Source organism: Pseudoalteromonas sp. S1610 (assembly GCF_005887465.1).
Classification (GTDB): Bacteria; Pseudomonadota; Gammaproteobacteria; order Enterobacterales; family Alteromonadaceae; genus Pseudoalteromonas; species Pseudoalteromonas undina.
In genome coordinates, this window is sequence record NZ_PNDI01000022.1 from 1 (window position 1) to 26,942 (window position 26,942).

Below are 26,942 nucleotides of genomic sequence, written 5' to 3' on the forward strand. Positions count from 1 at the left end.
AAAACTACCACAGCAATGGTCTTTTGAATCAAAAGGTCATGCAGTATTATTAGGTGCTCAGTACAACTACACATTCTAATTCTGCCTAGAGCCTAGAGCCTAGAGCCTAGAGCCTAGAGCCTAGAGCCTAGACAAAAAAAGCCGCTTACAGCAAATGCAGTAAGCGGCTTTTTTTATACTTATAAATTAACTGGTTACGAATGGCGTAAGCCATCCGTAACAGCTTAATTATAAGCTTTCTATTTTAACTTTTTGCTCTAGTAGCTTAGTTTTAGCATCGGTAAATTCAGCTAGCTTAGCATTTTCTTTAGCGAGTACCGCTTCAGGTGCATTGTTAACAAACTTTTCGTTAGCCAATTTGTTTTGCACTTGAGCTAGGCCTTTCTCTGCTTTTTCAAGTTGCTTGTTTATACGTGCAAGCTCAGCTTCGACATCAATTAATCCCGCCATTGGGATCATAATCTCAAGGTTGCCAACATAAGAGGTTGCACACGCTGGGGCATCGTCTTTGTTTTCAAGCAGAGTAAATGCCTCAAGCTTAGCGAGTGACGCTAAAAACGATTCATTTTCGTTAATCCGGCGCACATCGTCGCTCGATGCATTAGCTAGTAACACTGATAACGGCTTGCTTGGGCTGATATCCATTTCACCACGAATATTACGAATTGCTAAAATGAATTGCTTAACCCACTCTAAGTCATCCATCGCTTGTGAATCAACATTGGCTTGGTTATAAACAGGGAACCCTTGTACCATAATGCTAGTGCCTGTTGTTTCAAGCCCTGCAAGTGGCGCTACACGTTGCCAAATTGTTTCTGTAATGTAAGGCATCATTGGGTGCATTAAACGCAGTAAGCTTTCAAGTACGGTAATAAGTGTATGACGTGTACCACGTTGCTGAGCTTCATTGCCTTTAAATAGTACCGGCTTAGTTAGTTCTAAGTACCAATCACAGAACTGATTCCAGGTGAATTCATATAATGTGTTCGCCGCTAAATCAAAACGGTAGTTATCAAGGTGCTCGGTGTAGGTTTTAACCGTGGCTTCATATTGACCTAAAATCCAGCGATCAGCTAACGAGTACTGTTTTTCGCTATCGTTAAAGCCACAGTCTTGCTCTTCTGTGTTCATTAATACGTAACGGCTTGCGTTCCATAATTTGTTACAGAAGTTACGGTAACCTTCAAGGCGGTTCATATCCCAGTTAATATCACGACCAGTTGAAGCCATCGCTGCTAAGGTAAAGCGCAGTGCGTCGGTACCGTGTGCTTCAATACCGTTTGCAAATACTTTGCGGGTATCTTTTTCAATTTTAGCGGCAAGTTTTGGCTGCATCATATTACCAGTACGTTTTTGTACTAAGTCTTCAAGGCCAATGCCGTCAATCATATCAAGTGGGTCAAGTACGTTACCTTTAGACTTCGACATTTTATCGCCGTTATCGTCACGTATTAAGCCAGTTACATACACGGTTTTAAAAGGAACTTGTGGTTTGCCGTTTTCATCCTTTATAAAGTGCAGCGTCATCATGATCATACGTGCAACCCAGAAGAAAATGATATCAAAACCGGTTACCAACACGTCAGATGGGTGGAAGTTTTTTAAGTCATCGGTATTTTCTGGCCAACCTTGGGTTGAGAAGGTCCACAGTGCTGATGAGAACCACGTATCAAGAACGTCTTCGTCTTGGCTAAGCGCTACGCTATCTGCAATATTGTTATCGCGGCGTACTTCTGCTTCATCACGACCAACGTATACGTTGCCTTCGCTGTCGTACCAAGCTGGAATACGGTGACCCCACCAAAGCTGGCGTGAAATACACCAATCTTGTACGTCGTTCATCCACGAAAAGTACATGTTTTCGTATTGCTTAGGTACAAATTGGATGTCGCCGTTTTTAACCGCGTCTTTTGCAGGTTCAGCAAGTGGTGCAACACGTACATACCATTGGTCAGTAAGTAGTGGTTCAATAACAACACCAGAGCGGTCACCGTAAGGAACAGTTAGGCCATGGTCTTCAATTTTTTCAAGTAGGCCTAGTTCTTCAAATTCAGCAACAATGGTTTTACGTGCGTCAAAACGGTCCAGGCCATGTAAGCGCTCAGGAATTGGCGCATCAAATTCAAGTTCTTTACCATCAAAGGTGTATGTTTCACCTTGGGTTAAAATAGCCGCGTCTTTGTCGAAGATGTTAATCATCGGCATCTTGTGGCGCTTACCAACTTCGTTATCGTTAAAGTCGTGCGCAGGGGTTATTTTTACACAGCCCGTACCTTTGTCTTTATCGGCATGTTCATCGGCAACAATTTTAATACGACGATTAACGATTGGTAGTAAAACCTCTTTACCTATTAGGTCTTGGTAGCGCTCGTCATCTGGGTTTACTGCCACACCTGAGTCACCCAGCATAGTTTCTGGGCGCGTAGTGGCTACAACAATATAGTCTTTACCGTCTTGCGTTTTTACGCCATCAGCTAGTGGGTAACGTAAATTCCACATGTGGCCTTGTTTGTCTTTGTTTTCTACTTCAAGATCAGAAATCGCAGTGTGTAATTTTGGATCCCAGTTTACTAGGCGTTTACCACGGTAAATTAGGTTTTCTTTATGAAGGCGTACAAATACTTCTTTAACAGCTTCTGATAGGCCATCGTCCATGGTAAAACGTTCACGGTCCCAATCAACAGAAGCACCTAAGCGGCGAAGTTGTTTAGTGATTGTGCCACCAGACTCGTTTTTCCATTCCCAAATTTTATCGATAAATGTATCACGGCCTAAATCATGGCGTGTTTTACCCTCTTCTGCCGCAAGCTTTCGCTCTACTAGCATTTGCGTGGCAATACCTGCGTGGTCAGTACCTACTTGCCATAATGTATTGTTACCTTGCATACGTTTAAAGCGCGTTAAGGTATCCATGATGGTATCTTGGAAAGCGTGGCCCATGTGTAAGCTACCCGTGACATTTGGCGGCGGGATCATAATTGAATATGGGGTGCCTTGGCCTGATGGCTTAAAGTAGCCTTTTTGTTCCCAGTCTTGATATAGAGACTGTTCAATATCTTGCGGATTGTAGGTTTTATCCATTACACAGAACCTTAAATAAGTACTTAAATGAGTTAGTTAGCTTTGTACGCAGTGAGCGTTAGCGATTAATATCTTGCGTGGTGATATTGGCACCGAGTTGGCGTAGTTTTTTAAAGCGCTCACGAGCGGCTTGTTTGGCTACGGGCTCTACGGGTACAAAATCAAAAACTTGGTTAAACCGACGAATAAAATCCGGTAAGTGATTGGCCAAGTTAATTAATACTTTACGATTACCAACAGGTGGTGTTGTGCCAATTTCTACAGGTGCGCCGCCTTTTGGGCCTTCACCTTGTAAATTGTGGGGCACAAAACTGTCGGCATCAAATGTCCAAATAGTTTCGTCAATGCTGTTGGCGGTTGCTTCGCTGTCTACAAAAATAAATACGCGTTGACCAAGCCGATACTGTTGCCCAGCTATTTGAGCTGCTAAAGCAAAGTGATCATCGGCTTTAGCTAATGACTCATCTTGTTGCTTTAAAATGAAAAACTGGGCATTCATGTTCATTGTATCGGGATTTCCCATGACATTGATTGTGCTGTTATTAAATACACACAAATTAAGAAGGGGATTTTGCCATATAACGGGGTTTGCTTCAATTAATACCCAATAAATAAGGCGCTTTAAAAGCGCCTTATTTTATACTCTATATTGGGCTGTGAAGCCTTTTACAGGTTTGTTAGTCTTGGGTTGCTTCGCTAATGCCTGCTCGGTTTAATAAATACTGAGTTAGCATAGGTACAGGGCGACCCGTTGCACCTTTTTTAGCGCCGCTGCGCCATGCCGTACCGGCAATATCTAAATGTGCCCAGTTATACTTTTTAGTAAATTTAGATAAGAAACAGGCCGCAGTAATAGTACCTGCAGCTCGGCCACCTAAGTTAGTAAAGTCGGCAAATGGGCTTTCTAGTTGATCTTGATAATCATCCCATAATGGCAGTTGCCATGCACGATCGCCACTTTGCTCCGACGCTTTTAATAAATCATGCGCCAGTGGATTATGGTTTGCTAATAAACCCGTAGCATGGGCACCTAAAGCAACAATACACGCACCGGTTAATGTTGCCACATCAATCACGGTTTCTGGTTCAAAACGCTCAACATAGGTTAGCGCGTCACATAACACTAAACGGCCTTCGGCATCAGTATTAAGTACTTCAACCGTTTGCCCAGACATAGTGGTTAAAATATCACCTGGGCGATAGGCGTTTGAGCTTGGCATGTTTTCACAACCGGCTAAAACGCCAATTACATTTATAGGTAGCTGCATTTGTGCAAGCGAGCGCATGGCACCAATAACACCAGCAGCACCGCCCATGTCGTATTTCATTTCATCCATGCCTTCGCCTGGTTTTAATGAAATACCGCCTGAGTCAAAGGTTAAGCCTTTACCAACTAATACGATAGGCGCTTGGTCATCGCCTGCGCCTTTGTAGTTAATTACCGACATAACCGATTCGTTATCACTGCCACGACCAACTGCTAGGTATGAGTTCATACCTAGTTCTGCCATTTTATCTTCGCCAATCAGCTCAACAGTGATGTTGTCAAAATTAGTCTCAAGTTCTTTGGCTTGCTCGCCGAGATACGCTGGATTACAAATATTAGGCGGCATATTGGCAACGTCTTTGCACAATTTGCTACCAGCAGCAATCGCTAGGCCATGCTCAATGGCACTTTCACCTATAGTCAGTTCGCGGCGCGTAGGAACGTTAAATACCATTTTACGCAGTGGACGACGTGGGTCTACTTTCTTACTTTTTAGCTGATTGAAGGTGTATAAACAGTCTTGGGTTGTTTCTACCGCTTGACGCACTTTCCAATAGGTATCACGGCCTTTAACGTGTTGCTCAGTTAAAAAGCACACTGCTTCCATCGAGCCTGTTTCATTTAAGGTGTTGATAGTTTTTGAAATAATTTGTTTATATTGTTTATCGTCTAGTTCGCGTTCTTTACCGCAGCCAACGAGTAGAATACGTTCGCTTAAAATATTAGGTACATGGTGTAATAGTAATACTTGCCCTGGCTTACCTTCTAAGTCGCCACGGCGTAATAAATTTGAGATATAACCATCGCTGATTTTATCAAGTTGTTCACCAATGGGGGATAACCTGCGTGGTTCGTATACGCCAACAACAATACATGCACTGCGTTGTTTTTCTGGGCTACCACTTTTTACGTTGAATTCCATTGTCACTCCTGATTTTGAGTCATCTATAGAAGCTAAGTTGGGACTAAAAATGTGTTTTCTAGTCTTTTTACCTAAATTTTTAGGTCTAGCGCTAATATTAGTAGATTTTACTCGACTCTTACTGTGTATTTGAACTTTATATGCTTAAGGGTTACTAATGCAACATTATATCGTGATGTTAGGTAGGATAATTAATATTGATGGCTTATAATATGTGCTTAATACTCATTTAAAATGAGTGAATTAACTAGTTCACTCATTGTTTTTTATTACTAAATTGAAATTCCATGTTTAACAGGGGCGAATGTTGCTAATTTTCCGTTATTTGACCACTGAGGTTTTAAAATCGCAGGTCGCCGTATTTTTAACTTTAATGACCATATTCTTGTCGCAAAAGTTTGTTGTCATTCTTGGTGATGCCTCAGAAGGGAGTATCCCAGCAAAGCTTGTGTTTGCCATGATTGCGCTTAAATTGCCGCAGTTGGCATCGTTAATTTTGCCTCTGAGCTTATTTTTAGGAATTATTTTAGCTTACAGCCGGATTTACGCCGACAGTGAAATGACAGTACTTAAAGCCTGTGGCGTGAGTGAGTGGTATGTAGTGCGTATTACGCTAATTTCAAGTGTCATCTTAGCGTTGTTGGCCGCGGTACTTACTTTGTATATTGCACCGTGGGCAAGCGAACAAGAATACCAACTTAAAGAGCAAGCCAAGGCTGATGCTGGTTTATCTGCACTTCGAGCTGGACGTTTTCAACAAACCGGTAACGAAAAAGCCGTGGTGTTTATTCATAACATTGAAAATGGCGGCAAAGAGCTCAACAAAGTTTTTGTGGCACAACTACCCGATAGTGAAAAAAGTGACCTAGCGCGTTTAGTTTATGCAGAGCAGGGCGTTGTTATTGAAGCGCAAAATGGTGAGCAGCAGTTAGTGCTCACTGATGGTAAGCGCTATGAAACTGACGGCGAAGCGCCCTCACTTAACTTAACTGAGTTTGATGGTTACAGCGTACAAATTCGCGAGCAAGAAATAGAACATCAACGTCGTAAGTTAGAAGCCGTGCCAACTCGTGAGTTAATGTCTATTAACACTCCAGAAGCAATTGCACAGTGGCAATGGCGTTTAGCTATTCCGTTATCTATTCCATTATTAACTTTACTAGCAGTGCCCCTGAGCGTTGTTAATCCACGCCAAGGTAAATTTGCTAAATTAGTGCCCGCTTTGAGCTTATATTTAGGGTATTTCATTTTACTTAACGCGGCCAAGTTTGCTGTAGAAGATGGGAAAATTCCGCCCTCTATTGGCCTATGGTGGATTCACTTAAGTGCATTATTTATAGGTAGTTTATTAATTATTAAAGGCCGCCCATTAGGTGTTTGGCTGAAGGCTGTCGTGACTAAACGGGAGCAACACATATGATGAAAACGCTTGATTGGTATTTAGGCCGTAGCATTATGCAAACGACTGGATTTGCACTAATGGTGTTGGTGGGGATCAGTACTTTAATAAAATTTATAGAGCAACTTAAATCGGTTGGCCGAGGTAGTTACGATATTATGACCGCCTTGCTATATACCATTTATAGTATGCCCGGCGATTTAGTGGTGTTTTTCCCAATGGCAGCACTTATTGGTGGCTTAACTGGGTTAGGCGCTTTAGCTTCTAATAGTGAGTTGGTAGTAATGCAAGCCGCGGGTATGTCGCGTTTACAAATCATTGGCTCGGTAATGAAAACCGCAATTTTTATGGCGCTGTGCGTAATGGCGCTAGGTGAGTGGGGGGCGCCCGCTGCTCAGCTGCACGCCAAAGAAATGCGTAACCAAGCTATTCATGGCGGGGATGTATTTAATGCACAAAAAGGCGTGTGGGCTAAAGATGGCAGTAACTTTATTAATATTGAAGATGTTGACCAAAATGGCATGCTGCGCGGCGTAAATATGTACCACTTTGATAAGTCGTTGCAACTTACACAAATTACTAAAGCAAAAGAAGCAGTAGGGCGTGATAATGGCTGGCTACTGCGCGATGTGAACAAAGTATTGATCAGTGAAGAGCTAATTACCACGGAGCAAGTTACTGAAGAGTTTTACTCATCTCAGCTGACCGGTGAAAAACTTGGCGTGGTTTCAGTAAAACCAGAGTCACTGTCATTTTCAGGATTGTGGTCATATTTAGCTTATTTACAGCAAAATGAGCAAGATACAAGTACCTATGATTTAGCACTATGGCGTAAATTAATGCAGCCAGTGTCTATTGCTGTGATGTTGTTGGTTGCCTTATCGTTTATATTTGGTCCGTTGCGAACCGTAACTATGGGGGCACGAATTATCATGGGAGTGGTAACGGGGATAGTGTTTCACTTAACTAATGAGATATTTGGCCCTGTGGTAATGGTATATCAAATCCCAGCCATTGTAGGCGCCGTTCTACCGAGCATTTTATTTACTGGGTTTGCAGCTTATTTGATGAATAAGCGGGTGTAGCTAGACTTAAAGCTTAAATAAAAAACGCGGCCTTTTTTAAAAGTGCCGCGTTTTTTTATGCTTTAGCTTATACCAATTCACTAGATTAAGTATTAATCTAGTTCGCGATACACGCGTTTATTTTCTTCTTTGGTGAGCGTAACCACTTCGGTTTTTGATAAGTAATCTTGTAGTGCTTTTTTATTTTTAAAGTCGACTAATACCACTAAATTTCCTAAACCAAGTAATGCGCTGATACTGCGGATAATAGCTTGTGGCCAGCTGATTAAACTTCCTTGGTTGGTTTGTACTTTTAAGCGCCATGCTCGCATACCAATTGTTTGCCCACTTTTCGTCCAAAAATAACCAAAAAATATCAAGCCAACAAGCACCAGCAGCGAGCTACGAATACCAGAAAGTAATAGTGAATCTTGAATACGTGCAGATACATCTTCAGCGCCATTGAGGGCAATAACATCAAGGGAAATAAGTCCTTGGATAGCAAATAAATACAATACCACCGTTAGCATCGCAAATGCGATAATAGCTAATGTGTCGTACACCAATGACGCAAAACGACGCCAAAACCCTGCTCGTGGAAACTCAGCCGACATAAATATACTCTCACTGTTAATGTGCGCGATAGTTTAGCAAATAAGCCGCTAAATACTACCTATTACGCTACGTGCTTAACCAGCTATTGGTTCAAATGTTAATGGTTGCCTAAATGTTAAGCGGTCGATCACGCTTAATACATAAAACGCTTGCCGCTTTGCTCATTGTTTGTATAATGCTAGGCAATGAGATGGAAGAGGGTACATAATCTTTCACTCTTAAGTGGTTTTTCTTTATCTTCTCGTGTTTAGAAGGTTAAAGAAAAATGATGCCAGCGTGATGAAATTGGTATACATGGGGGATTCAAAATCCCCTGCCGCAAGGCGTGCCGGTTCAAGTCCGGCCGCTGGTACCACTTTTTATAGCCCCTGCTAGATTTAGCAGGGGTTTTTTTATGCCTAAGATTTTAGTTGCCGGACTCGAGCGGCACGTGAGGTGCCGCTGTTATAAGTAAAAGTCCGGCAACTTAGTACCATTTTTTTATAGCCCCGACCAAATTGGTTGAGGTTTTTTTATGCCTAAGATTTGAGTTGCCGGATTTTAATTACAAAAAATGTGTCCAACATTGCTACTTTTATAAGCAGTAGGTTTTGATCTAAACTTGGCCTGTAAACGTTTGGTTTACCTAACCTTAAGCTCTGCTTGAGATAGGTTTCTTATCCAGAACTAAGGTTATATAGTAAACACAGGCCTGATTTTAATCGTATTTTTCATTGATACGAGTGTGCTAAGTTATGCAATGTGTTTTGACTCGGGTATTATATACCTCAACCTCTTGTTGCGAATAAAACATCATGACTCAACTAACCGCAAAACAGAATATTCAAGCGATTGTAAAAGCGATTAAGGCTGAAGAAGCATTACTGCGTAAAAAACACCCGCTATTAATGCATCAAAATACCTTAGGAATGGCTATTTTATTACTTTCTTTGAGTGCATTAATCGGAATTGGCACGCTGTATTATTTTGCTATTATTCCCGCTTGGCTATGCATTATTTTAGCGGCCATTGCTACCTCAATTTCCCATGAGCTTGAGCATGACTTAATCCACAAACAGTACTTTAGCAACCAACCATTTTTGCATAATTTTATGATGTTAACCGTGTGGCTGATGCGTCCTAATACCATAAGCCCATGGTACCGTCGCAAGATGCATTTACATCATCACAAAACGTCGGGTACTGAGCAAGATTTAGAAGAGCGTTTGGTAGGTAATGGTATTAAAAATCCGTTTTTACGTGCCTTGGTAATTGTTGATGGATTACTCGGTTTATTAATTAATGCAAAACGTTTTAGTAAAGAAATTAATGGGTTTAGCTTCTTTAAAGTGTTTAATGCAGGTTTTCCCATTACTACTGCGTATTTCGCCATTTTATATAGCGTAATTGTGTTTCACTTAGTTAATTTGTTCACTCCACTGGCTGCTAATTCACCTGTATTGCTGCTTGATGTAATGAATGTGTTTGAATTTCTAATGGTGGTGCTGATTGTGCCTAATATTGTGCGTTCGAGCTCACTTAATTTTGTTACTTCAAGTATGCATTATTACGGCGGTGTTAATAATATGCTTGAACAAACTCACGTCATCACCAGCCGTTTGTTTATGCCATTTAATTTATTTTGCTTTAACTTTGGGCATACTCATACTATTCATCATTTTGTGCCGAATCAGCCGTTTTATTTACGACAAATGATCAGTAAAAAAATCCTTGAAGTGATGCGCCAACACGGCGTGCGTTTTAATGATTTTGCCAGTATTAAGCAAGCAAACTTGTATCAGTAATACTCAGTGTAAAATGGCATCATAATGCAGTCGGACTCGCAGCAGCAATTAACTCAGCAAGATGCGTTAGCGCAATGTGTACAAGCTATAAAGGGGACCAGTTTTGCGCAAAAGCTGGTTAATTACATTGCCCTTATTGTTGAGTTTGATTGTGCGGTTGTATTGGCTTGCAGAGTAAATAAGCATCCCATTTATTTGTTCGATTCTATCGAGAAACAGCGTGAACTTTTATTTCAGCGCTACCTTACTAACTCGTTTGTAAACGACCCTTTTTATACTGAACTGATTAGTAAAGCTGAGGAAGGAGTATTTCGGCTCGCTGATATAGCTCGTTATCAAGATGAACTGACCTTTAAGGCATATCAACAGCAGTTTTATACTCACACTGACTGGACTGATGAGCTAAGTATTTGTACTAATATAGGTAACGGTCGCTCGATTGTTATTTACCTTGGTTTATTATCCAATAACCAGCGCTTTAGTGCGTTGCAAAAGCAGCAATTAATAGCACATTTTAATTTAATAAAAGCACTGTGTAGCCAACATTGGGGTAGCCAAAAATTACTATTAAATCAATTTAATAGTTCAGTTACTGGGCAGCTTATAGAAAATGCCCTCACATCATTTGCTAACCAACAACTCACTCAACGAGAGCATCAAGTGGCTTGTTTAATTGTGCAAGGTTGCGACTCTGCAGATATTGCTGTTCAGCTTGGGATTGCTCTAGGTACAGTTAAAAACCATCGCAAACGTATATATTCGCAGTTAAACGTTGCTTCACTGAGTGAATTTTTTCGATTGTTTTTAAATCATTTAATGCACACAAAATAAAACGCGATTATGTCCCTTTAGGGATATAGTGCCCATCGCTGAGTTTAATTAGTATTTTTCTTATAGATAATTTTGAGAAATACGATGACAGCACATTTACTTAATGACATTACGCAGCGTGGTTTAGTCTCTCAAGTGAGTAATATTGAGCAATTAACCCAGAAGCTTGAAACCCCACAGGTGGTTTACTGTGGCTTCGATCCTACCGCAGGTAGCTTACATATAGGTCACTTAGTACCATTAATAATGCTAAAGCGTTTTATGGATGCAGGGCATCAAGGTGTGGCATTAATTGGGGGGGCTACAGGATTGATTGGTGACCCGAGTTTTAAAGCCACTGAGCGTAGCCTAAATACCAAACAAACGGTGTCGCAATGGGTGGATGCGCTTGCAAACCAAGTTGAGAGTGTACTTGGTCCGCATTTAAACCAGCCACTGCAAATAAAAAATAACGCTGACTGGTTTAGCAGTATTGATGTATTAGACTTTTTTCGTGATGTAGGTAAACACTTTTCAATTAACACCATGATCAACCGTGAATCAGTAAAACAACGTTTGCAACGTCCAGACCAAGGCTTGTCGTTTACTGAATTTAGTTACTCCTTATTGCAGTCGTATGACTTTGCTAAGCTCAATAGTGAGCTAAATTGTACTTTGCAGATAGGCGGTAACGATCAGTGGGGTAATATCGTCAGTGGAATTGATTTAACCCGCCGTTTAAACCAGCAAACAGTGTTTGGTTTAACGTTGCCACTTATTACCAAGTCAGACGGTACAAAATTTGGAAAAACCGAGGGCGGTGCTATTTGGCTCGACCCTAAAAAAACCTCGCCGTATCGCTTTTATCAGTTTTGGTTAAATTGTGAAGATGCTGATGTGTATAACTTTTTGCGTTTTTATACTTTTTTATCAGTTAAAGAAATTGAGGCCATAGAAGCAAACGATAAGATAAGCGGCCAAAAGCCTCAAGCACAGCGCATTTTAGCTGAGCAATTAACCCGTTTTGTTCATGCTGAAGAAGGCTTGGCAAGTGCGCAGCGTATCACTGAGTTGTTATTTAATGGACAAGTACAAACCTTAAATTTAAATGATTTAGCACAATTAGAACAAGATGGCTTACCAGTAATAACCCTTACTGAAATTAATATAACCACCTCCGCGCTATTGGTTCTCAGTGGTTTAGCAAACTCTAAGCGTGCCGCAAGAGAACTGATAGCTGCAAACGCAGTAAAAATTAATGGTGAAACAATTTCGGCTGATCATAGTCAGTTAAATTTGGCATTGCATCAACGTTTTTGGTTAATACAGCGAGGTAAAAAACAATTTAGGTTAATTAAACTCAATTGAATTTCCCTCTAATGGTGATTTTTTATGTGGTTTTAGGGGGTATTCTTAATCCAAACTACTTAAGTTTTTTAAAAGTCTTCATTGTTTTTTCTCATTACAATAACGGTAATTAATAATTTAATTGCCGTTATTAATGTGTTTTGTAGGCATTTGTAAATCACTGTGAAATGCTAAGTTAAAAGTAACTTTTTTAAGTAGCTGATAATAAAGTAACTTTGCTATCTGTTTTTAATAGCGCTGTGCGCACGAGTTGTTTCTTTGTATTAATCTCTTTACTCACTCAAGCACGTTAATCGAATTGAAATATTTCTGTAATATTTAGGTGTTCTAATGCGCTCTGAAACAAAAACGTCATCAAAATGCCATAATCGGTAAGACAAAAACTGAGATTTAAACATGAGTGAATCAAAGCGCAATACGCTATTAATAAAAACGCTTAACTGGGCTGCTATCGCCTTTTTAGTTTATTTAGTCCTGGTAGCCGTTGGCACTGTCAGTGGTGGTTTTAAATTAGCGTCGGGCGGTACCGAGGGAGCGAAAGAAATTTTTGCATTCGCAACCAACCCGTTTATTGCATTATTATTAGGTGCTTTGGCAACGGCTTTAGTGCAATCGTCATCAACGGTTACCTCAGTAATAGTGGGCCTTGTTGCTGGCGGTTTACCGTTAAGTATTGCTATTCCAATGGTGATGGGTGCAAATATTGGTACTACTATTACTAACACCTTAGTGTCTATTGGTCATATTCGCTCTAAAGAAGAGTTTCAACGTGCGTTTGCAGCATCAACGGTTCATGATTTCTTTAATTTATTTGCCGTTATTATATTTTTACCACTTGAGATAATGTTTGGTTTACTGCAAAAAATGTCTGCTGCGCTGTCGCATTTATTTATTGGTGATGCTGACTTATCATTAAAGAGCTACAACTTTATTAAACCACTTGTTAAACCAGCTGTGGGTGTAATAAAAGACGCATTTAGCTTCCTAGACACAAAAATGCTAGGTGCAGCGATGGTTATAGCAGGTATTTGTTTGATTTTATTTGCCGTAACTACACTAGGTAAACTACTTAAAAAAGCGTTAGTTGGCACTGCAAAAGATATACTGCATGGTGCAATTGGGCGTGGGCCTATCGCAGGTATCACATCAGGTGCGGCGGTAACTGTTATGGTTCAGTCGTCATCTACTACAACGAGTTTAATGATCCCACTTGCGGGAAGTGGTGTGTTTACTACACGTCAAATCTATCCATTTACGCTAGGCGCTAATATTGGTACAACCATTACCGCTTTATTAGCCGCCACATCAATTACAGGGCCTATGGCCGAAGTGGCGCTAACGATTGCTTTAGTACACGTTATGTTTAATGTATTTGCGGTTGCACTAATTTACGGAATTCCTGTACTACGTGAAATTCCGCTTAAGTTAGCCGAAAAGCTAGCCGAAATTGGTACAAAGAATAAATCAGCTGCATTAGGCTATGTGTTAGGGTCGTTCTTTGTGGTGCCAGGTTTAATTGTACTGGCCGTTAGATAAACAAATAAATGAATAAAAAGAATGCGCTATATAGCTTATATAGCGCATTTTTTGTTTTACCATTGGTAACTTACAGACAGCATGGCATTACGCGGTTTTCCTGGGAAGTAACGATCGCCAGTAAAACCAGTGTAATCTGCGCGCTGTGCGTAAGCCGTGTTGGTTAGATTTATTATTCGCGCACTGAGTAATAATTGTGGGCTAATTTGCCACTGGCCGCGCAAGCTTAAAATATCGTGCCCTTGATATTCATGTAAGTTTTCAGGGTCGGTAAAGTAGCGACTAACATAGTGCCATTGCAACGCAAGACTAATACTCTCGTTGGCTTGCCAGTTAAAATCGATATTAGCAACCTTTCGAGGTGCGGTATCAATATCGTTACCTTTAATATTAATACTGCCAACGATTTGCTCATTCGAGTACGTATGCTTGGCATAAGTGCCTGCGAAGTTAACCGATAAGTGCTGATTAAAGCTATGCGCTAACTCAAGCTCAATGCCGCGATGTCGAGTTTGGCCGTCATTAACAGTAAAAAAGTCACTGTCACGGTAGATGGTATTGTGCTTGCTCATCGCATAAGCCGACAAACCGTAGCGAGTATTGTTGTACACCCCTTTGATACCTAACTCAGCATTATTTGCTATTTCTGCATCTAAGTCGGCAGTACTTTGCTCGCGTTGTAATTGATAAAGCTCAGCTGCTTGTGGGGCTCTATAGCCTCTTGAAAAGTTAGCGTATAGTGTATTGTTAATATTAAGCTGATAGCTCACCCCGAGTTTTGGCGAAAGATTACTAAAGCTGTTTTTAGTGCTCTCTGGGCGACTATAACGACAGCCACCAAAACCACATTTACTGCCATCTTCTTTCGTACGCCCTGTAAGCATATTGTTTTGATAGTCATATTGCATATGCTCATAACGTACACCTGCGGTTATAAGCCAATTATTTAGCTGCCATTCAATAGCGGCAAATGGGGCATATAAGGTGGCATCGACTTGGTAATCGTAATGCTTACCTTGCGGCACTGTGGCCACTAAAAACGCAGAACCTTGAGTCGGTTTATCTTGGGTTTGTAAAAAATCGGCTTGGGTAAACTCACCATCAAAACCAAGCTTTAAGTTGGTATTGTCGTTCACATAATGCTGATAAAGCGATTGTAGCCCAAACCCAGTTTGGCTATTTTTTTCAAGTGGTGTGCCGGGTAAAAAGTGTTTAAAAAAGTCCATACTTTGGTCACGAATATAAGGAGTAACAACTAGAGTGTTCTCTCCTAATTGCCAGCTTGCTTTACTCCAAGCCCTAAACGAGCGAGCTTTTCTAAAGGCGTCGGGATCAAAATTTTGCTGTGCTATATCTTCATCTTTATAGCTTTGAAAACCGCTAATATAACCAGCAGTTTGTTGATCTAAATTAGTATACGTAAGCCCAGACACTAAGCTTAAGTTGTCATTATTATAGCGATGGCGCACATTTATTTTTTGTTGCTTTACGCTTTCGTCATCTCGATAACCGCTATCATCAGTAAAACTAGCATTAATACCTAGGCCTGAATTATCCATGGCATGGCCTGCACGTAATTTGTAGCGAGCATAACCATAAGAGCCATAATCAAAGCCTAGTAAACCACCACCTTGCGTAGTATCAGGGGTAATAACGTTAATTACACCATGCACTGCATTAGAACCATAAAGTGCAGAACCTGGGCCTTTTAATACTTCAATACGCTCTGCCATTTCGCTATGCGCTTCGAATAGTTCATTGATATTACAAAAACCAGCTGCACGAAGAGCTATGCCATCTTCTGCGGTTAAAACACCACCACAAGCGCCCGTACCAGAAAGTACTTGCGAGCGCAGAGCCGGTAAATACTCTTGGCCATTCCCACGTTGCACATTGGCACCTGCAACGCGTTGTAGCGCTTCCTCTACATGGGTAGGAGCTATAAGCTCAAGCTGTGATTCACTTAATACACTGATCACCAGTGGTAATGGCGTGGAAAGCGCTTCACTACGCGATGCTGTGGTGGTGATACGTTCAATTGATTGCGCGGTATCTTCAGCACACGCACTATTAATTAAACCTAACTGACTGCATAACAATAACGGGGGTAAATAGTAATATTTCATAAATTCCAGCACATTGGCAATTTGATAAGTTTAGGGTAGGGGATTTTGTGAATTGGTTAAAGCACACTCAACCTATAAACCCGATAAGTAATCGATAAAACAATACAAAAAATGCCCGGAAAAACTAAAGTGAGCACTGAGTAATGTTTAAATAGTAATACACCTACCACTCCGCCGGCTAAAAACCCGGCAATAATTAATACAAAGACCAAGCATTTTCTATTGTCAAAAGCTTCTCCTTTTAGGGCTTTACCAAACATCAAACCCAGATCGGTAAAAATACCTGTTAAGTGAGTGGTTCGCACAACTGCGCCGCTGTAGTTAGTGGCTAAAGCATTTTGTAAGCCGCAGGCTGCAGAAGCGAGTGTAAGTGCGTAAGGGTAAGAATATTGAAGTAGCTGTGCGCTTAACAGCAGTAAAATACCCTCAATAAATAAGAGCGTATCGTAATGGCGGCCTAGCTTAAGTGAACCGCCTGAAAGCATTAAGCCTGTTAATGCCGAGCCAAATATAAAACTCAGTACAATCGCAATTAAAAATAACGCTGCCTTGATGTTGGTAGTAAGTTCAATAGCTAATGAAGTCACCGACCCTGAAACGTGAGAAATTGCTTGCTGTTCAAACCCTAATAAACCTACTGCGTTTACCATACCGGCAATAAAAGCGAGGGTAAACGCACCATATTCGACCCACTTAGGTAGTTTTGTAAACATCCTTTTAGCTCCGGTTTCAGTGTGTAGATTAATCATACACTTAATTAAAGTTAATAAATGAAAAGAGGCTATATTTTTAACATCACAAGCAAGTGATGATCGCTAAATTTAACTTTTGCGTATCAACCAAATTTGGAATTAATATGTTTAACCAAGAACAGCAATCACGCATTATAGAAATGGCATGGGAAGACAGAACGCCATTTGAAGCCATTGAAAATCTGTATGGGCTAAATTACTCTCAATTAGTTAATTTTATGCGGGAGCATATCTCTAGCGGGTCATTTAAAGTATGGCGTAAGCGCCATGCTGGGCGTAAAACTAAACACCTAAAGTTACGCGACCCCGCGATTATGCGCAGTCATTGTAAAACACAGTACAAGCAACGTTAATTTTTCTCATTTCATGTAATGTTCAGGCTTAGCCGTTAATACTCTTCAGTAATGATCACACTGGAGAATCGCCATGAAATCACTAATCAGTATTTTAGTAATGGTTTTTGCGCTAACGGCAACAAACGCATTTGCTGTACCACATAAAGACAAACATGCGAATAAACACGCAAATAAGCATCACTGGAAAAAGCAAAAATATAACCAATACAATAATAAAAAATGGCTTTCTAAGAAACAAGCCAAGCAGTTAATTCGTCAAGGGTGGACTCCACCAGGGTGGCACACCCGTTATCATCAAGGTGATATCCTTGGGCATGACATTTATAAGCGTGCTAGAGTAATAGACCGAGAAAGAGACACAGTGCGAGTTGAAGTTGATCGCACTATTATTCACTTAGTGCACGACACTCGTGAAATACTCTCTATTTTACAGCGCTATTAGGATTTATAAATGCTCACTGTATTGGTCATAGTTACTGGCTTGTTGTTATTAATAACCTTATTACCCCTGTCATACAGTCAGCATTATTTGATACGTAGTTGCGACTTTGTGCGCTTGCAGGTGTGCTACCTAGCAAGCGCTGTAATTATCGTGGCAGTAATAGGTATGTGGCAAATCGACTTTATTGCATACTCATTAATAGCGGCTGTTGCTTTAATTATTTGTGCGCTTCAAGCTAAGTGGATTTATCCCTACACTTGGTTTGCTAAAAAAGAAGTATTAACAGCGCCAAAAAGTAGTGATCATAGCATCAGAATCTTATCCGCTAATGTACTGATGTCGAATCGACATAGTGAGCAGTTAATTGACTTAGTCGATAAATATCAGCCAGACTTACTTATCACCTTAGAAAGCGATAGTTGGTGGCAAGATAAATTGTCCGTGCTTAAAAAGCACTACCCTCATCAAGTACAGTGCCCTAAAGATAACCGCTACGGCATGCATGTATTTAGTAAATTTAACATACTCGATGCACAAATTTGTGCACTTATAGAAGATGATATTCCTTCTATTCATATTTTATTTGAAAACCACCAAGGGTTAAAAATGCAGGGGCATTTTATTCATCCCGCGCCACCAAGCCCAACCGAAGAAGATTCATCACGCCCGCGCGATAGCGAATTAATAATGGTGGCTAAAGCTCTTAAAGATTCAACTCGCCCTACGATAGTCGCTGGCGATTTAAATGATGTTGCTTGGTCACGCAGTACTCGTTTATTTATGCAAATTAGTGGCTTTTTAGACCCCCGTAAAGGCCGTGGTTTTTTTAATACTTTTCACGCTAATTACTTTTTTATGCGTTGGCCGCTTGATCATTTGTTTCATTCAAAAGGCTTTAGTGTAAAACGGATAAAGCGCCTTGCTAAATATGGCTCGGATCACTTTGCCTTATTAACCGAATTGGTATTTGAAGATGCTAATCAGCAATCCCTTGAAACAAAACCAAGCGAGCAAAAGCAGCAAGATATACAAGAGCTGGCAATGAGCAAAGCAGATAAACGCAAAGTACCTATGTTTGAAAAGAGCTAGGTATAGTACAGATATTAGGTTAAAGGTTTTAGACGAAGTTTTTTGTAGCAAACTATTTGGTTTAGCGTTAATTAACAAAGAGATTCATTATGTTTAATAAAATCATCGACTTTTGGTTTAATGAGCTTGAGCCTAAACAGTGGTGGCAAAAAGACGATAGGCTTGATGCACAAATTAAAACTCGTTTTTGTGAATTACATCATCAAGCAAGTGTAAGTGAGTTATTTGATTGGCGTGAAAGCGCGATAGGTAGTCTTGCTGAAATTATTGTGCTTGATCAGTTCTCACGTAATATTTACCGTGAAAAGCCCGCATCATTTGCTTGCGATGCATTAGCTCTAGCGTTAGCGCAAGCAGCTATTGCCAAAGGGTTTGATAAGGAATTGACGGATGAGCAACGCGTATTTTTGTATATGCCTTTTATGCACAGCGAATCAAAGCTAATTCATAAGGAAGCAGTGAAGTTATATAAAGCGTTAGGTATTAAAAATAACTTAGATTTTGAGTATCAGCATAAGGCGATTATTGATAGATTTAATCGTTATCCGCATCGTAATAAAATACTAGGACGGGACTCTACAAAAGAAGAGCTTGAGTTTCTAAAACAGCCTAACTCAGGTTTTTAAATTTATTAGACAAAAAACACCGCGCTTGCTACAAGCGCGGTATTTAATTTTACTAACCTGATACCTGATACCTGATACCTGATACCTGATACCTGATACTAGCTGTGAATCATGATGCTTTTAACATTCACAAATTCGCGAATCCCAAAGCCGCCGTGCTCTCGGCCATAACCGCTGTCTTTAACACCACCAAATGGTAGGTTTGGTTGTGCCAAACCATAACCATTAATATTGATCATGCCGGTGTCAAAATACTTTTTGGCCAGTTCAATGGCTTTTTTCTCATCTTTTGAAAATATACCGCCGCCTAGTCCATAGCGCGAATCATTAGCGATACGCATAGCGTCGTCGTTATCTTTGGCTTTAATTAAAGATGCGACAGGACCAAATAGCTCATCGTCATAAGCAGGCATACCTGGTTTAAGGTTTTCGAGCACGGTTGGGGGGTAGTAATAACCTGTTTGTTGCGGTATTTCGCCGCCTACAATTACTTTTGCACCCGCATTGACAGAGTCTTGCACTTGCTGATGAATTTTGTCGCGTAAATCTTCGCGTGCCATAGGACCCAGTTCAGTATCTTCATCCATTGGGTCGCCCATTTTTATCGCCTTAAATTGCTGGCTTAGTGCTTCTTTAAAGTCATTGTAGAGTGAATCAACCACCACAAAGCGCTTTGCGGCAACACAGGTTTGGCCGTTGTTAATAATGCGTCCTTGTAAACAAGCCTTAACTGCAAGGGCTAAATCAGCATCGTCAAGTACAACAAAAGCGTCGTTACTACCCAGTTCTAGTACGTTTTTTTTAACATGCTTGGCAGCTTGCTCTGCTACTTTTTTACCTGTGCCATCGCTTCCAGTGAAGGTCACGCCGCTTATAGCCGAGTGTGAAATAAGGGCGCTGGCGGTTTTACCATCAATCAGTAAGTTGCTAAAGCAGTGTTCAGGGAAGCCTGCTTGTAGAAATAATGTTTCAATTTTTTCAGCCATACCAAATACATTACCGGCATGTTTTAATACCGTGGTATTACCCGCCATAATGTTTGCGGCACTGTATCTAATAACTTGATAAAGTGGGAAGTTCCATGGCTGAATACCCAGCAGCACACCGGTAGGGCGATAGCTTATGATTGCACGACCTCCTTGCATGTCGCGCTCCTCGTCGCTAAGCATATCGGCGCCATGCTCAGCGGTATAACGACAAATGTCAGCACAAAGCTGAACTTCTTGGAAGCCTTGCTCATAGACTTTACCCATTTCTTCGGTCATTAGTTTTGCTAAGGCTTCTTTTTGGCTTTCAAATAAAGAGGCTAATTTATTTAGATGTTGTGCGCGCTCGGTAAACGAGGTTAATCGCCATTTTAAGTATGTTTCATGAGATTTTTCGATCACTTGTTCTGCTTGATCTTGAGAAAGCAGCGTATAGCTATTAATGACTTGCTCGGTTGCGGGATTGATCGTATCAACTGTGTTACTCATTTTACCTCCTAACAAATTATGTAATAGGATAGGTGCAAAACCAAAGCCAGTTAGTTTCTAGATATTAAAAAGTCATAACTATCTGTTAGTAATGGTTTTTACATTACTTATGACTAAAATCTAGATGTTGTTTGCTTGTTGTTTTTGCTATGGTTCTGTAAATAGTGCAAGTTGTTGAAAAAGTTACAGGGAGAGTTCAAATGAAGCCATCATTGTTTAATACCGCTTTACCGATAATTCAGGCACCTATGGCAGGTGTTCAAAATGAGCAACTTGCTCTTGCTGTGAGTGAGGCTGGAGGGTTAGGCTCTTTGCCTTGCGCCATGTTATCACCAGCACAATTAATTGAGCAGCTAGAAGTACTTAGCCAAAAAACAACGAAACCTTTTAATCTTAACTTTTTTTGTCATAGGGTTGCTGATTACACGAACGAACAAAAGCAGCTATGGCATAATATGCTGGCACCTTATTTTGCAGAGTATGAAATTGACCCGCAAAGTTTAACTTCAGGGGCTTCTCGTCAACCTATAAATCAATCGGTTGTTGATATTATTGCCCCCTATAAGCCAGCAGTTGTTAGTTTTCATTTTGGTTTACCTAAGCAAGCTATTGTGGCGCAAATAAAAAGCTGGGGCACTAAAGTAATTTCAACGGCTACCACTTTAGATGAAGCTATTTGGCTTAGTGAAAATGGCGCTGATGGGATTATTGCTCAGGGTATAGAAGCTGGTGGCCATCGAGGGCATTTTTTATCAATGGATTTAAGTTTACAACAAACTACTGAGCAGTTAATTAAACGTTGTGTTGAGCATATATCACTGCCTATTATTGCTGCTGGTGGCATTGCTTCAGCCGATGATGTACAGCGGTTTAAAGCGTTAGGAGCGAGTGCTGTACAAGTAGGGAGCGCTTATTTACTATGTAAGGAGGCAACAACATCAGCTTTGCATCAACAAGCTATTTTAGATCAACAACAAGACGAGACTACACTGACTACATTGTTTTCTGGTAGAGCTGCTCGGGGTATTAAAAATCGAGTAATGCAAGATCTAGGTGCTATACCAAAGGGCGTTCCTGCGTTTCCACATGCCAGCAGTGCTATAACAGCCTTAAGAACTCTAGCTGAAAAAAGTGCTAAAAGTGATTTTTCACCTTTATGGTGTGGCCAAAAATATACTCCTAGGGTGGGTGTATCAGCGGCTGATATTACACATGCTTTAATGAAAAAATGGTAATTTTTAATGTCTGATAATCCACTTTTATCGCTTGGCGACAGTTATGAAGCACTAGTAAACAAGTTTAAAGTGCAATTGGCTGGTAAGTATCCTCAGCAATTAATAGCGCCCAATACCGTATTAGTGCAACAAGGCGATCTGCAAAGTTATGGGTATTTAGTTGTGGACGGGGTCCTAGGCGCTATTCATGACGACATTGACGGCGTGCAAAAGTGTAAAGAGTTTTATTTTAAAAATGAATTTGCTTTGCTGTTTGCCAATTGGATGACCTCAACTCCTGCGTTTTATCAATTAAAAGTGATTAACGAAGCCAATGTAATTAAAGTACCACTAACACTATTTGAGCAAGCACAGTATCAACTGATTAAGCAGCAGCTTATTGCACAGCAACTTATTTTTAAAGAAGCCAAAGAAGCATTTTTATTACTCAATAGTCCCGAGCAGCGTTACTGCTATTTACTCAAACATAAACCTCATTGGTTGGCGCAGTTAAGTTTAAGCCAAGTGGCAATGTATATAGGCATTTCGGCTATTTCGTTATCACGAATTCGTAAGCGACTTAACTTAAGTTAAGTGCTGTTTTCATAAAGCACTATACACTCCCCATTTTAAGCTTTAATACCTTGGAGTGTTATGTTTTTAATTGCCCAATCGTTAGTAGCAGTCGCTACTTTACTGGACTTAGCTTCATTTCAGTTTAAATCCCGACGAATTATTTTAAGCTGTTTATTTACCTCAGTATTATTAACCTCTGCTCACTTTTTTATATTGGGCTATAACAGTGCTGGCTGCTTAATGTTTATTGCCGCGGTACGTTATTTTTACTGTATTTACTTTAAGCATACTTGGGCTATGTTTGGGTTTATGGCTGTAAGCTGCTTAGCCGTTTATTTTACTTGGCAAGATTGGTTTAGTGCTTTTGCATTGGTGGCGACATTAATACAAACTATCGCTTCATTTCAAAATCGAGATTTGCACTTAAGGTTATGTATGGTGGTGGGAACCTCTTTTTGGATAACACATAATATTTTCGCCAGCTCGCCAGTGGCAATAATCATGGAAAGCCTATTTTTAAGTAGTAACTTACTGGGACTATATCGCTTTTATGTGGGGAAAAAATCGCTGAGCGAACCGCAAACGCAACCCTAAATACTTAGGTAAAAAACTGTGCAGCAATGGCTTTTAGTAGGTAAGTTTCGCGAATAATTGATAGCCCTTGCTTGTCACTGTTTGCAAGTGTACGTTCGTTATGGGCTATCGCTTGGAAAATATCAACCCATTTAGCCTGCATGCCATTTTGTTGTTCGTAGTGTTCAAGCTGTGCTTGGCCTAGTTGCTCATCAATTTGGCAGAGGTAGCAGTATGATTCTATATGAATAATATCAAAGTCATCTTTGTACCAAGGGCGGTACTCTTCGTAAAGCCCAAACTCGCTACATACTTTTATATTTTGTGCGCCAGTTTCTTCACTTAGTTCTCTGATCAACCCCTGCTCTATGCTTTCATGTGAGTCAATTCCACCGCCAGGTAAGCTAAAGTCGTCGTAGCGCTGAGTATACATAAGTAAAATTTGTTGTTGCTTAAATGCAATAGCGCGAGCGGTTGGGCGAGAAAATTGACGACCTTGCTCAATATTGATTGAGGGATGAATGTAGGTTTTTAATAAGCGCATAACAACTCCTTTAATAAAAATAAATTATATCAGTTGGTTATATTAATTGCTTTAATAGAGATTTAATAAGCCGCATAAAATAGCGCTATTTCAGCGCCTATACAGCTACTTATGATTAAACTAGTGGATTAAAAATAAAACAGCTGCATTTTGTACCTTAATTATGTATATCTTTCATTTACATTAAAGGGTAAGTAGAATGGTGAAAAAGCACAGGGATTATTCATGTTAAATATACTTTTAGTCGATGACGACGTCGAATTCAGTGATGTTATTTGCCATATTGTTGAGTTTCTTGGCCACAACATTAATACAGCAACCAGTTTAAAAGAAGCGCATCAATGGTTTGAAAATAACACCTTTGATCATGTGCTGCTCGATTTTATGTTACCTGATGGCAGTGGTTTGCACTTGCTGGATCACTTAAAAATGATTGGTCAATCGCCTAAAGTCACCCTTATTTCAGGTCACCCTTCGGTTAAAGGTATTTTAGCTGAGATGTGTGAGCCTAATGTGTCGCATTTATTAAAGCCGCTGCAACGTGAAGATTTAGAACTGGTTTTAAATGGCCCTAAAAAAACAGTAAAAAAAGCGAAAAGCGCCGCTATTACTCATCATTTTGACACGCTTATTGGCGAGTCTGCGCCCATGCAACAGCTTTATACTATGATTGAGCGTGTAGCTAAAACCAATGCTAATGTTATGCTTATGGGTGAAAGTGGCTCAGGTAAAGAGGTGGTAGCCCAAGCTATTCATAATGCTAGTAAATGCGAAGGTCCACTGGTGGCGAGTAACTGTGGGGCGCTTTCAAAAGAGCTTATTGGCAGTGAATTATTTGGCCACGAAAAAGGTGCATTTACCGGTGCCATTGCTCGTAAAGAGGGCGTGTTTGAACAAGCAGACGGCGGAACGTTATTTCTTGATGAAGTCACCGAAATGCCGATTGATATGCAGCCTAACTTACTGCGTGTACTTGAAACTAAAAAAGTAACACGAGTAGGCGGTAATCGTGAGTTACCAGTAAATTGCCGTGTTATTTCAGCGACTAACCGCTCTCTTACCGATTTAGCGCAGAATAATATTTTACGTGAAGATATTTACTTTAGACTGGCTGTTTTTCCAATTGATATACCGCCACTACGAGAGCGAAAAGAAGATATTCCATTACTCGCAAAAGCGTTTTTAGGTCAGTTGAACGATGAAAATGGTACAGCGTTTGCCTGGGCTAACGAACAGCTTAAAGAGCTACAAACATACGACTGGCCAGGTAACGTACGTGAACTTCGCCATGCTATTCATCGCGCTTTTATTATGAGCGACCCGCAAACTAGCACAATTAGTTTACCTGACAACTTAGAATCGCCTTTTTCAAGGGTTAATACTCAATCTGAGGACAAACAGGTATCAGCAGGGCAAACAATTGAAGAAGTTGAAAAAGAGCTTATTCATGCCACGCTCGATAAGGTACAAGGTAATAAAACATTAGCGGCACAAATGTTAGGCATTAGTACTAAAACCTTATACAACCGTTTAAATGCTTATGGTGGTATTGGCGAGTATAAATAACCAGCATGCAAATTTAATAACAACAAAACGAGGACTTTAATGGCATCACCACAACAGGCAAAACCTTTGAATGAGCTGGTACACGACGCACGTGCGCCGCTAAACCGTATTTCGATGAACGCTGAACTAATTAAGCTAGTACTTGAAAACGATATGCCAAAAGATAAAGCACTCGCCGCACTGGATAAAATAATTGCTAATTGCCAAGCGTGCAGTGACAGTTTGCAGCTTATTTCAGAGTCGAAGTAACCCTAATTAATTCAGGACGATAAATGATTAAACGCAAACAGCAAGGCAAGGCAAATGTAGTATGGGCGTTATTTATTTCTATAGTACTGTGTATTATTGTTGGTAATGCTTTTTTAGCCATTAATACTATTCAAGGATTATCGCGTACTCAGCAAAGTTTAGATAACACTAATATGTTAAGCACGGCGATAGAACAATTGCATCTTTCGGTAGTGCAAGCCGAGTCGGGACAGCGAGGGTATTTATTAACCCAAACTGATGATTATTTAGTGCCTTATTACGATGCTGTTGCGCAAATAAAATCCCAAACCAGTCATGTGAATGCCTTGCATTCTGAAATTGATGGGCAGGCACAGCGTATTGCACAGCTGTTACTACTGGTTGAAGCTAAAATAGCTGAGCTGAAAAAAACGGTTGAATTAGCATTAAACGATAAAGAAAAGCGCGCACTTTTGAGGCTGAATACACATGAAGGGCGTGATCTTTACAGAGAGATTCGGGCGTTGGTTAATGATATTCAAGAGCGTGAATTGTTGTTTAAAGTTAGTCACTTTTCGAAATTAGAACAAATTAAGAAAGAAGCTAAAATCACTTTTGGTATTACTGCAGTTACCAGCGCATTATTGATTTTGGGTATGTTTTTATTGGCGAGGTTGAACTTGAAAAATGCGGCCGAGTATCGTGCCGAGCTGGAAATGCAAAATGAAACTTTAGCCAGTAAAGTGACTGAACGTACTCAAGAGCTTACTTTGTATTCTGATGAATTAAGTCGTAGTAACCGAGAGTTAGAGGAGTTTGCTTTTGTTGCTAGCCATGACTTGCAAGAGCCGTTAAGGAAAATTCAAGCATTTAGTGACCGGCTTGAAAGCATGTTTAAAGACGAATTAGGTGAAAAAGGCGCAGATTATATTGCCCGCATGAAAAATGCCGCACAAAGGATGTCTAATTTAATTAATGATTTATTAGAGTTCTCTCGAGTAACAACCCGAGGTAAAGATTTTACCGATACCGATTTAAACAGCATTCTGAATGATATAAAAGGTGATTTAGAAATAGCGATTAATGAGTGTAATGCACAGGTTGTTACGGTTGAGATGCCCATTATTCAGGCAGATCCGAGTCAAATGCATCAGCTGTTTTTAAACTTAATTTCCAATGCAGTGAAGTTCAGAGCGCCTAACGTTGACCCGGTTGTTAATGTTGACTTTGAACGAGTATGTGAGTTTAGTGAAGATCATAACAGTGAAATATGTTGGCATGTCATTACCGTAAAAGATAATGGTATCGGCTTCTCTGATGAGTACGCGGATAAAATATTTGTACCATTTCAACGTTTGCATGGCCGTTCAGAATATAAAGGAACGGGTATTGGTTTATCTGTATGTCGTCGAATTGTAGAACGACACGGCGGCTCTATTGCTGCGATAAGCACCCTAGGTGAGGGGGCAACTTTCATCATTAAATTACCTGTGGATGCAGAGTTATTCACATTACAAGGAGAGGCATAA

Annotated in this window: 24 protein-coding genes and 1 tRNA gene; 17 read left to right on the forward strand and 8 right to left on the reverse strand. The window is 40.3% G+C overall.

Annotation, left to right across the window (positions count from 1 at the left end):
- Positions 1-228: 228 nt before the first annotated feature.
- From CWB77_RS10070 to pepA, 3 genes are all read right to left on the reverse strand, one after another.
- Positions 229-3,081: a valine--tRNA ligase gene (locus CWB77_RS10070; RefSeq protein WP_138622593.1), complete on the reverse strand. Its 2,853-nt coding sequence runs from the start codon at positions 3,079-3,081 to the stop codon at positions 229-231.
- Between the two features lie 58 nt (positions 3,082-3,139).
- Positions 3,140-3,586, reverse strand: a complete 447-nt coding sequence (locus tag CWB77_RS10075) for a DNA polymerase III subunit chi (RefSeq protein WP_008112488.1) — start codon at positions 3,584-3,586, stop codon at positions 3,140-3,142.
- Positions 3,587-3,758: 172 nt separating this feature from the next.
- On the reverse strand, positions 3,759-5,270 hold the full coding sequence (pepA, locus tag CWB77_RS10080; protein WP_054202239.1) for a leucyl aminopeptidase: 1,512 nt from the start codon (positions 5,268-5,270) through the stop codon (positions 3,759-3,761).
- Between the two features lie 307 nt (positions 5,271-5,577).
- Here pepA and lptF point away from each other — a divergent pair, with 307 nt between their 5' ends.
- Together lptF and lptG are read left to right on the forward strand one after the other, a co-directional pair.
- Positions 5,578-6,690: an LPS export ABC transporter permease LptF gene (gene lptF, locus CWB77_RS10085; RefSeq protein WP_036933683.1), complete on the forward strand. Its 1,113-nt coding sequence runs from the start codon at positions 5,578-5,580 to the stop codon at positions 6,688-6,690.
- The gene (gene lptG, locus CWB77_RS10090) at positions 6,687-7,754 is read left to right on the forward strand and encodes an LPS export ABC transporter permease LptG (RefSeq protein ID WP_008466816.1); all 1,068 of its coding nucleotides are present in this window, start codon (positions 6,687-6,689) and stop codon (positions 7,752-7,754) included. Before lptF ends, lptG begins: the two co-directional genes overlap by 4 nt.
- Before the next feature lie 92 nt (positions 7,755-7,846).
- Here the strand turns inward: lptG and CWB77_RS10095 are convergent, their stop codons facing one another.
- A complete protein-coding gene (locus tag CWB77_RS10095) occupies positions 7,847-8,347 on the reverse strand; it encodes an RDD family protein (RefSeq protein ID WP_138622595.1) in 501 nt (166 codons plus the stop codon).
- A gap of 271 nt (positions 8,348-8,618) precedes the next feature.
- Between CWB77_RS10095 and CWB77_RS10100 the strand changes: the two genes are divergently transcribed.
- The 5 genes from CWB77_RS10100 to CWB77_RS10120 all read left to right on the forward strand — a co-directional run bounded on the left by CWB77_RS10100 (position 8,619) and on the right by CWB77_RS10120 (position 13,846).
- A tRNA-Leu gene (locus tag CWB77_RS10100) sits at positions 8,619-8,703 on the forward strand.
- Between the two features lie 439 nt (positions 8,704-9,142).
- Positions 9,143-10,132, forward strand: coding sequence for a fatty acid desaturase (locus CWB77_RS10105; protein ID WP_010390871.1), 990 nt, complete (start codon positions 9,143-9,145; stop codon positions 10,130-10,132).
- A gap of 24 nt (positions 10,133-10,156) precedes the next feature.
- Positions 10,157-10,963, forward strand: coding sequence for a helix-turn-helix domain-containing protein (locus tag CWB77_RS10110; protein ID WP_138622597.1), 807 nt, complete (start codon positions 10,157-10,159; stop codon positions 10,961-10,963).
- 84 nt (positions 10,964-11,047) lie between these two features.
- The gene (tyrS, locus tag CWB77_RS10115) at positions 11,048-12,310 is read left to right on the forward strand and encodes a tyrosine--tRNA ligase (protein WP_138622599.1); all 1,263 of its coding nucleotides are present in this window, start codon (positions 11,048-11,050) and stop codon (positions 12,308-12,310) included.
- Positions 12,311-12,706: 396 nt separating this feature from the next.
- Entirely contained in the window at positions 12,707-13,846 is a 1,140-nt protein-coding gene (locus CWB77_RS10120) for a Na/Pi symporter (RefSeq protein ID WP_008114296.1), read from the forward strand.
- A gap of 56 nt (positions 13,847-13,902) precedes the next feature.
- On the opposite strand, the gene CWB77_RS10125 is transcribed toward CWB77_RS10120, so the two are convergent.
- Both CWB77_RS10125 and CWB77_RS10130 read right to left on the reverse strand, forming a co-directional pair.
- Positions 13,903-15,972, reverse strand: a complete 2,070-nt coding sequence (locus CWB77_RS10125; RefSeq protein WP_138622601.1) for a TonB-dependent receptor — start codon at positions 15,970-15,972, stop codon at positions 13,903-13,905.
- Between the two features lie 56 nt (positions 15,973-16,028).
- Complete coding sequence (locus CWB77_RS10130; protein WP_010390879.1) at positions 16,029-16,685, reverse strand: YoaK family protein; 657 nt, start codon at positions 16,683-16,685, stop codon at positions 16,029-16,031.
- A 143-nt stretch (positions 16,686-16,828) separates the two neighbouring features.
- On the opposite strand from CWB77_RS10130, the gene CWB77_RS10135 reads away from it, so the two are divergent.
- The 4 genes from CWB77_RS10135 (at position 16,829) to CWB77_RS10150 (ending at position 19,237) form a co-directional block, all read left to right on the forward strand.
- A complete protein-coding gene (locus CWB77_RS10135; RefSeq protein WP_041708743.1) occupies positions 16,829-17,077 on the forward strand; it encodes a TIGR03643 family protein in 249 nt (82 codons plus the stop codon).
- Positions 17,078-17,150: 73 nt separating this feature from the next.
- Positions 17,151-17,522, forward strand: a complete 372-nt coding sequence (locus CWB77_RS10140; protein WP_138622603.1) for a hypothetical protein — start codon at positions 17,151-17,153, stop codon at positions 17,520-17,522.
- Between the two features lie 9 nt (positions 17,523-17,531).
- A complete protein-coding gene (locus CWB77_RS10145) occupies positions 17,532-18,611 on the forward strand; it encodes an endonuclease/exonuclease/phosphatase family protein (RefSeq protein WP_138622605.1) in 1,080 nt (359 codons plus the stop codon).
- 89 nt (positions 18,612-18,700) lie between these two features.
- Entirely contained in the window at positions 18,701-19,237 is a 537-nt protein-coding gene (locus tag CWB77_RS10150; protein ID WP_138622607.1) for a DUF924 family protein, read from the forward strand.
- Between the two features lie 98 nt (positions 19,238-19,335).
- Here CWB77_RS10150 and CWB77_RS10155 read toward each other — a convergent pair whose 3' ends face one another.
- Positions 19,336-20,712: an NAD-dependent succinate-semialdehyde dehydrogenase gene (locus tag CWB77_RS10155; RefSeq protein WP_138622609.1), complete on the reverse strand. Its 1,377-nt coding sequence runs from the start codon at positions 20,710-20,712 to the stop codon at positions 19,336-19,338.
- A 200-nt stretch (positions 20,713-20,912) separates the two neighbouring features.
- Here CWB77_RS10155 and CWB77_RS10160 point away from each other — a divergent pair, with 200 nt between their 5' ends.
- Genes CWB77_RS10160 through CWB77_RS10170 form a run of 3 tightly spaced genes read left to right on the forward strand, consistent with a single transcriptional unit; the run spans position 20,913 to position 23,096 of the window.
- The gene (locus CWB77_RS10160) at positions 20,913-21,947 is read left to right on the forward strand and encodes an NAD(P)H-dependent flavin oxidoreductase (RefSeq protein WP_138622611.1); all 1,035 of its coding nucleotides are present in this window, start codon (positions 20,913-20,915) and stop codon (positions 21,945-21,947) included.
- Positions 21,948-21,953: 6 nt separating this feature from the next.
- Positions 21,954-22,520, forward strand: coding sequence for a Crp/Fnr family transcriptional regulator (locus tag CWB77_RS10165; protein WP_010390887.1), 567 nt, complete (start codon positions 21,954-21,956; stop codon positions 22,518-22,520).
- 60 nt (positions 22,521-22,580) lie between these two features.
- Positions 22,581-23,096 (forward strand): YgjV family protein, encoded by a 516-nt coding sequence (locus CWB77_RS10170; protein WP_109875287.1) that lies wholly within the window; start codon positions 22,581-22,583, stop codon positions 23,094-23,096.
- 4 nt (positions 23,097-23,100) lie between these two features.
- Here CWB77_RS10170 and CWB77_RS10175 read toward each other — a convergent pair whose 3' ends face one another.
- On the reverse strand, positions 23,101-23,619 hold the full coding sequence (locus CWB77_RS10175) for an NUDIX hydrolase (protein ID WP_138622613.1): 519 nt from the start codon (positions 23,617-23,619) through the stop codon (positions 23,101-23,103).
- A 225-nt stretch (positions 23,620-23,844) separates the two neighbouring features.
- Here CWB77_RS10175 and CWB77_RS10180 point away from each other — a divergent pair, with 225 nt between their 5' ends.
- Genes CWB77_RS10180 through CWB77_RS10190 form a run of 3 tightly spaced genes read left to right on the forward strand, consistent with a single transcriptional unit; the run spans position 23,845 to position 26,942 of the window.
- Positions 23,845-25,185 (forward strand): sigma-54-dependent transcriptional regulator, encoded by a 1,341-nt coding sequence (locus tag CWB77_RS10180; protein WP_010390890.1) that lies wholly within the window; start codon positions 23,845-23,847, stop codon positions 25,183-25,185.
- A gap of 39 nt (positions 25,186-25,224) precedes the next feature.
- Entirely contained in the window at positions 25,225-25,434 is a 210-nt protein-coding gene (locus tag CWB77_RS10185; RefSeq protein WP_008111968.1) for a hypothetical protein, read from the forward strand.
- A gap of 23 nt (positions 25,435-25,457) precedes the next feature.
- Positions 25,458-26,942: a sensor histidine kinase gene (locus CWB77_RS10190; RefSeq protein WP_138622615.1), complete on the forward strand. Its 1,485-nt coding sequence runs from the start codon at positions 25,458-25,460 to the stop codon at positions 26,940-26,942.

What these genes read in the sequence shown, in the direction of transcription:
- CWB77_RS10070 (WP_138622593.1), bottom strand. Translation starts at nt 3,081, where the DNA reads ATGGATAAAACCTACAATCCGCAAGATATTGAACAGTCTCTATATCAA.
- CWB77_RS10075 (WP_008112488.1), bottom strand. Translation starts at nt 3,586, where the DNA reads ATGAACATGAATGCCCAGTTTTTCATTTTAAAGCAACAAGATGAGTCA.
- pepA (WP_054202239.1), bottom strand. Translation starts at nt 5,270, where the DNA reads ATGGAATTCAACGTAAAAAGTGGTAGCCCAGAAAAACAACGCAGTGCA.
- lptG (WP_008466816.1), top strand. Translation starts at nt 6,687, where the DNA reads ATGATGAAAACGCTTGATTGGTATTTAGGCCGTAGCATTATGCAAACG.
- CWB77_RS10095 (WP_138622595.1), bottom strand. Translation starts at nt 8,347, where the DNA reads ATGTCGGCTGAGTTTCCACGAGCAGGGTTTTGGCGTCGTTTTGCGTCA.
- CWB77_RS10105 (WP_010390871.1), top strand. Translation starts at nt 9,143, where the DNA reads ATGACTCAACTAACCGCAAAACAGAATATTCAAGCGATTGTAAAAGCG.
- CWB77_RS10110 (WP_138622597.1), top strand. Translation starts at nt 10,157, where the DNA reads ATGCAGTCGGACTCGCAGCAGCAATTAACTCAGCAAGATGCGTTAGCG.
- tyrS (WP_138622599.1), top strand. Translation starts at nt 11,048, where the DNA reads ATGACAGCACATTTACTTAATGACATTACGCAGCGTGGTTTAGTCTCT.
- CWB77_RS10120 (WP_008114296.1), top strand. Translation starts at nt 12,707, where the DNA reads ATGAGTGAATCAAAGCGCAATACGCTATTAATAAAAACGCTTAACTGG.
- CWB77_RS10125 (WP_138622601.1), bottom strand. Translation starts at nt 15,972, where the DNA reads ATGAAATATTACTATTTACCCCCGTTATTGTTATGCAGTCAGTTAGGT.
- CWB77_RS10130 (WP_010390879.1), bottom strand. Translation starts at nt 16,685, where the DNA reads ATGTTTACAAAACTACCTAAGTGGGTCGAATATGGTGCGTTTACCCTC.
- CWB77_RS10135 (WP_041708743.1), top strand. Translation starts at nt 16,829, where the DNA reads ATGTTTAACCAAGAACAGCAATCACGCATTATAGAAATGGCATGGGAA.
- CWB77_RS10140 (WP_138622603.1), top strand. Translation starts at nt 17,151, where the DNA reads ATGAAATCACTAATCAGTATTTTAGTAATGGTTTTTGCGCTAACGGCA.
- CWB77_RS10145 (WP_138622605.1), top strand. Translation starts at nt 17,532, where the DNA reads ATGCTCACTGTATTGGTCATAGTTACTGGCTTGTTGTTATTAATAACC.
- CWB77_RS10150 (WP_138622607.1), top strand. Translation starts at nt 18,701, where the DNA reads ATGTTTAATAAAATCATCGACTTTTGGTTTAATGAGCTTGAGCCTAAA.
- CWB77_RS10155 (WP_138622609.1), bottom strand. Translation starts at nt 20,712, where the DNA reads ATGAGTAACACAGTTGATACGATCAATCCCGCAACCGAGCAAGTCATT.
- CWB77_RS10160 (WP_138622611.1), top strand. Translation starts at nt 20,913, where the DNA reads ATGAAGCCATCATTGTTTAATACCGCTTTACCGATAATTCAGGCACCT.
- CWB77_RS10165 (WP_010390887.1), top strand. Translation starts at nt 21,954, where the DNA reads ATGTCTGATAATCCACTTTTATCGCTTGGCGACAGTTATGAAGCACTA.
- CWB77_RS10170 (WP_109875287.1), top strand. Translation starts at nt 22,581, where the DNA reads ATGTTTTTAATTGCCCAATCGTTAGTAGCAGTCGCTACTTTACTGGAC.
- CWB77_RS10175 (WP_138622613.1), bottom strand. Translation starts at nt 23,619, where the DNA reads ATGCGCTTATTAAAAACCTACATTCATCCCTCAATCAATATTGAGCAA.
- CWB77_RS10180 (WP_010390890.1), top strand. Translation starts at nt 23,845, where the DNA reads ATGTTAAATATACTTTTAGTCGATGACGACGTCGAATTCAGTGATGTT.
- CWB77_RS10185 (WP_008111968.1), top strand. Translation starts at nt 25,225, where the DNA reads ATGGCATCACCACAACAGGCAAAACCTTTGAATGAGCTGGTACACGAC.
- CWB77_RS10190 (WP_138622615.1), top strand. Translation starts at nt 25,458, where the DNA reads ATGATTAAACGCAAACAGCAAGGCAAGGCAAATGTAGTATGGGCGTTA.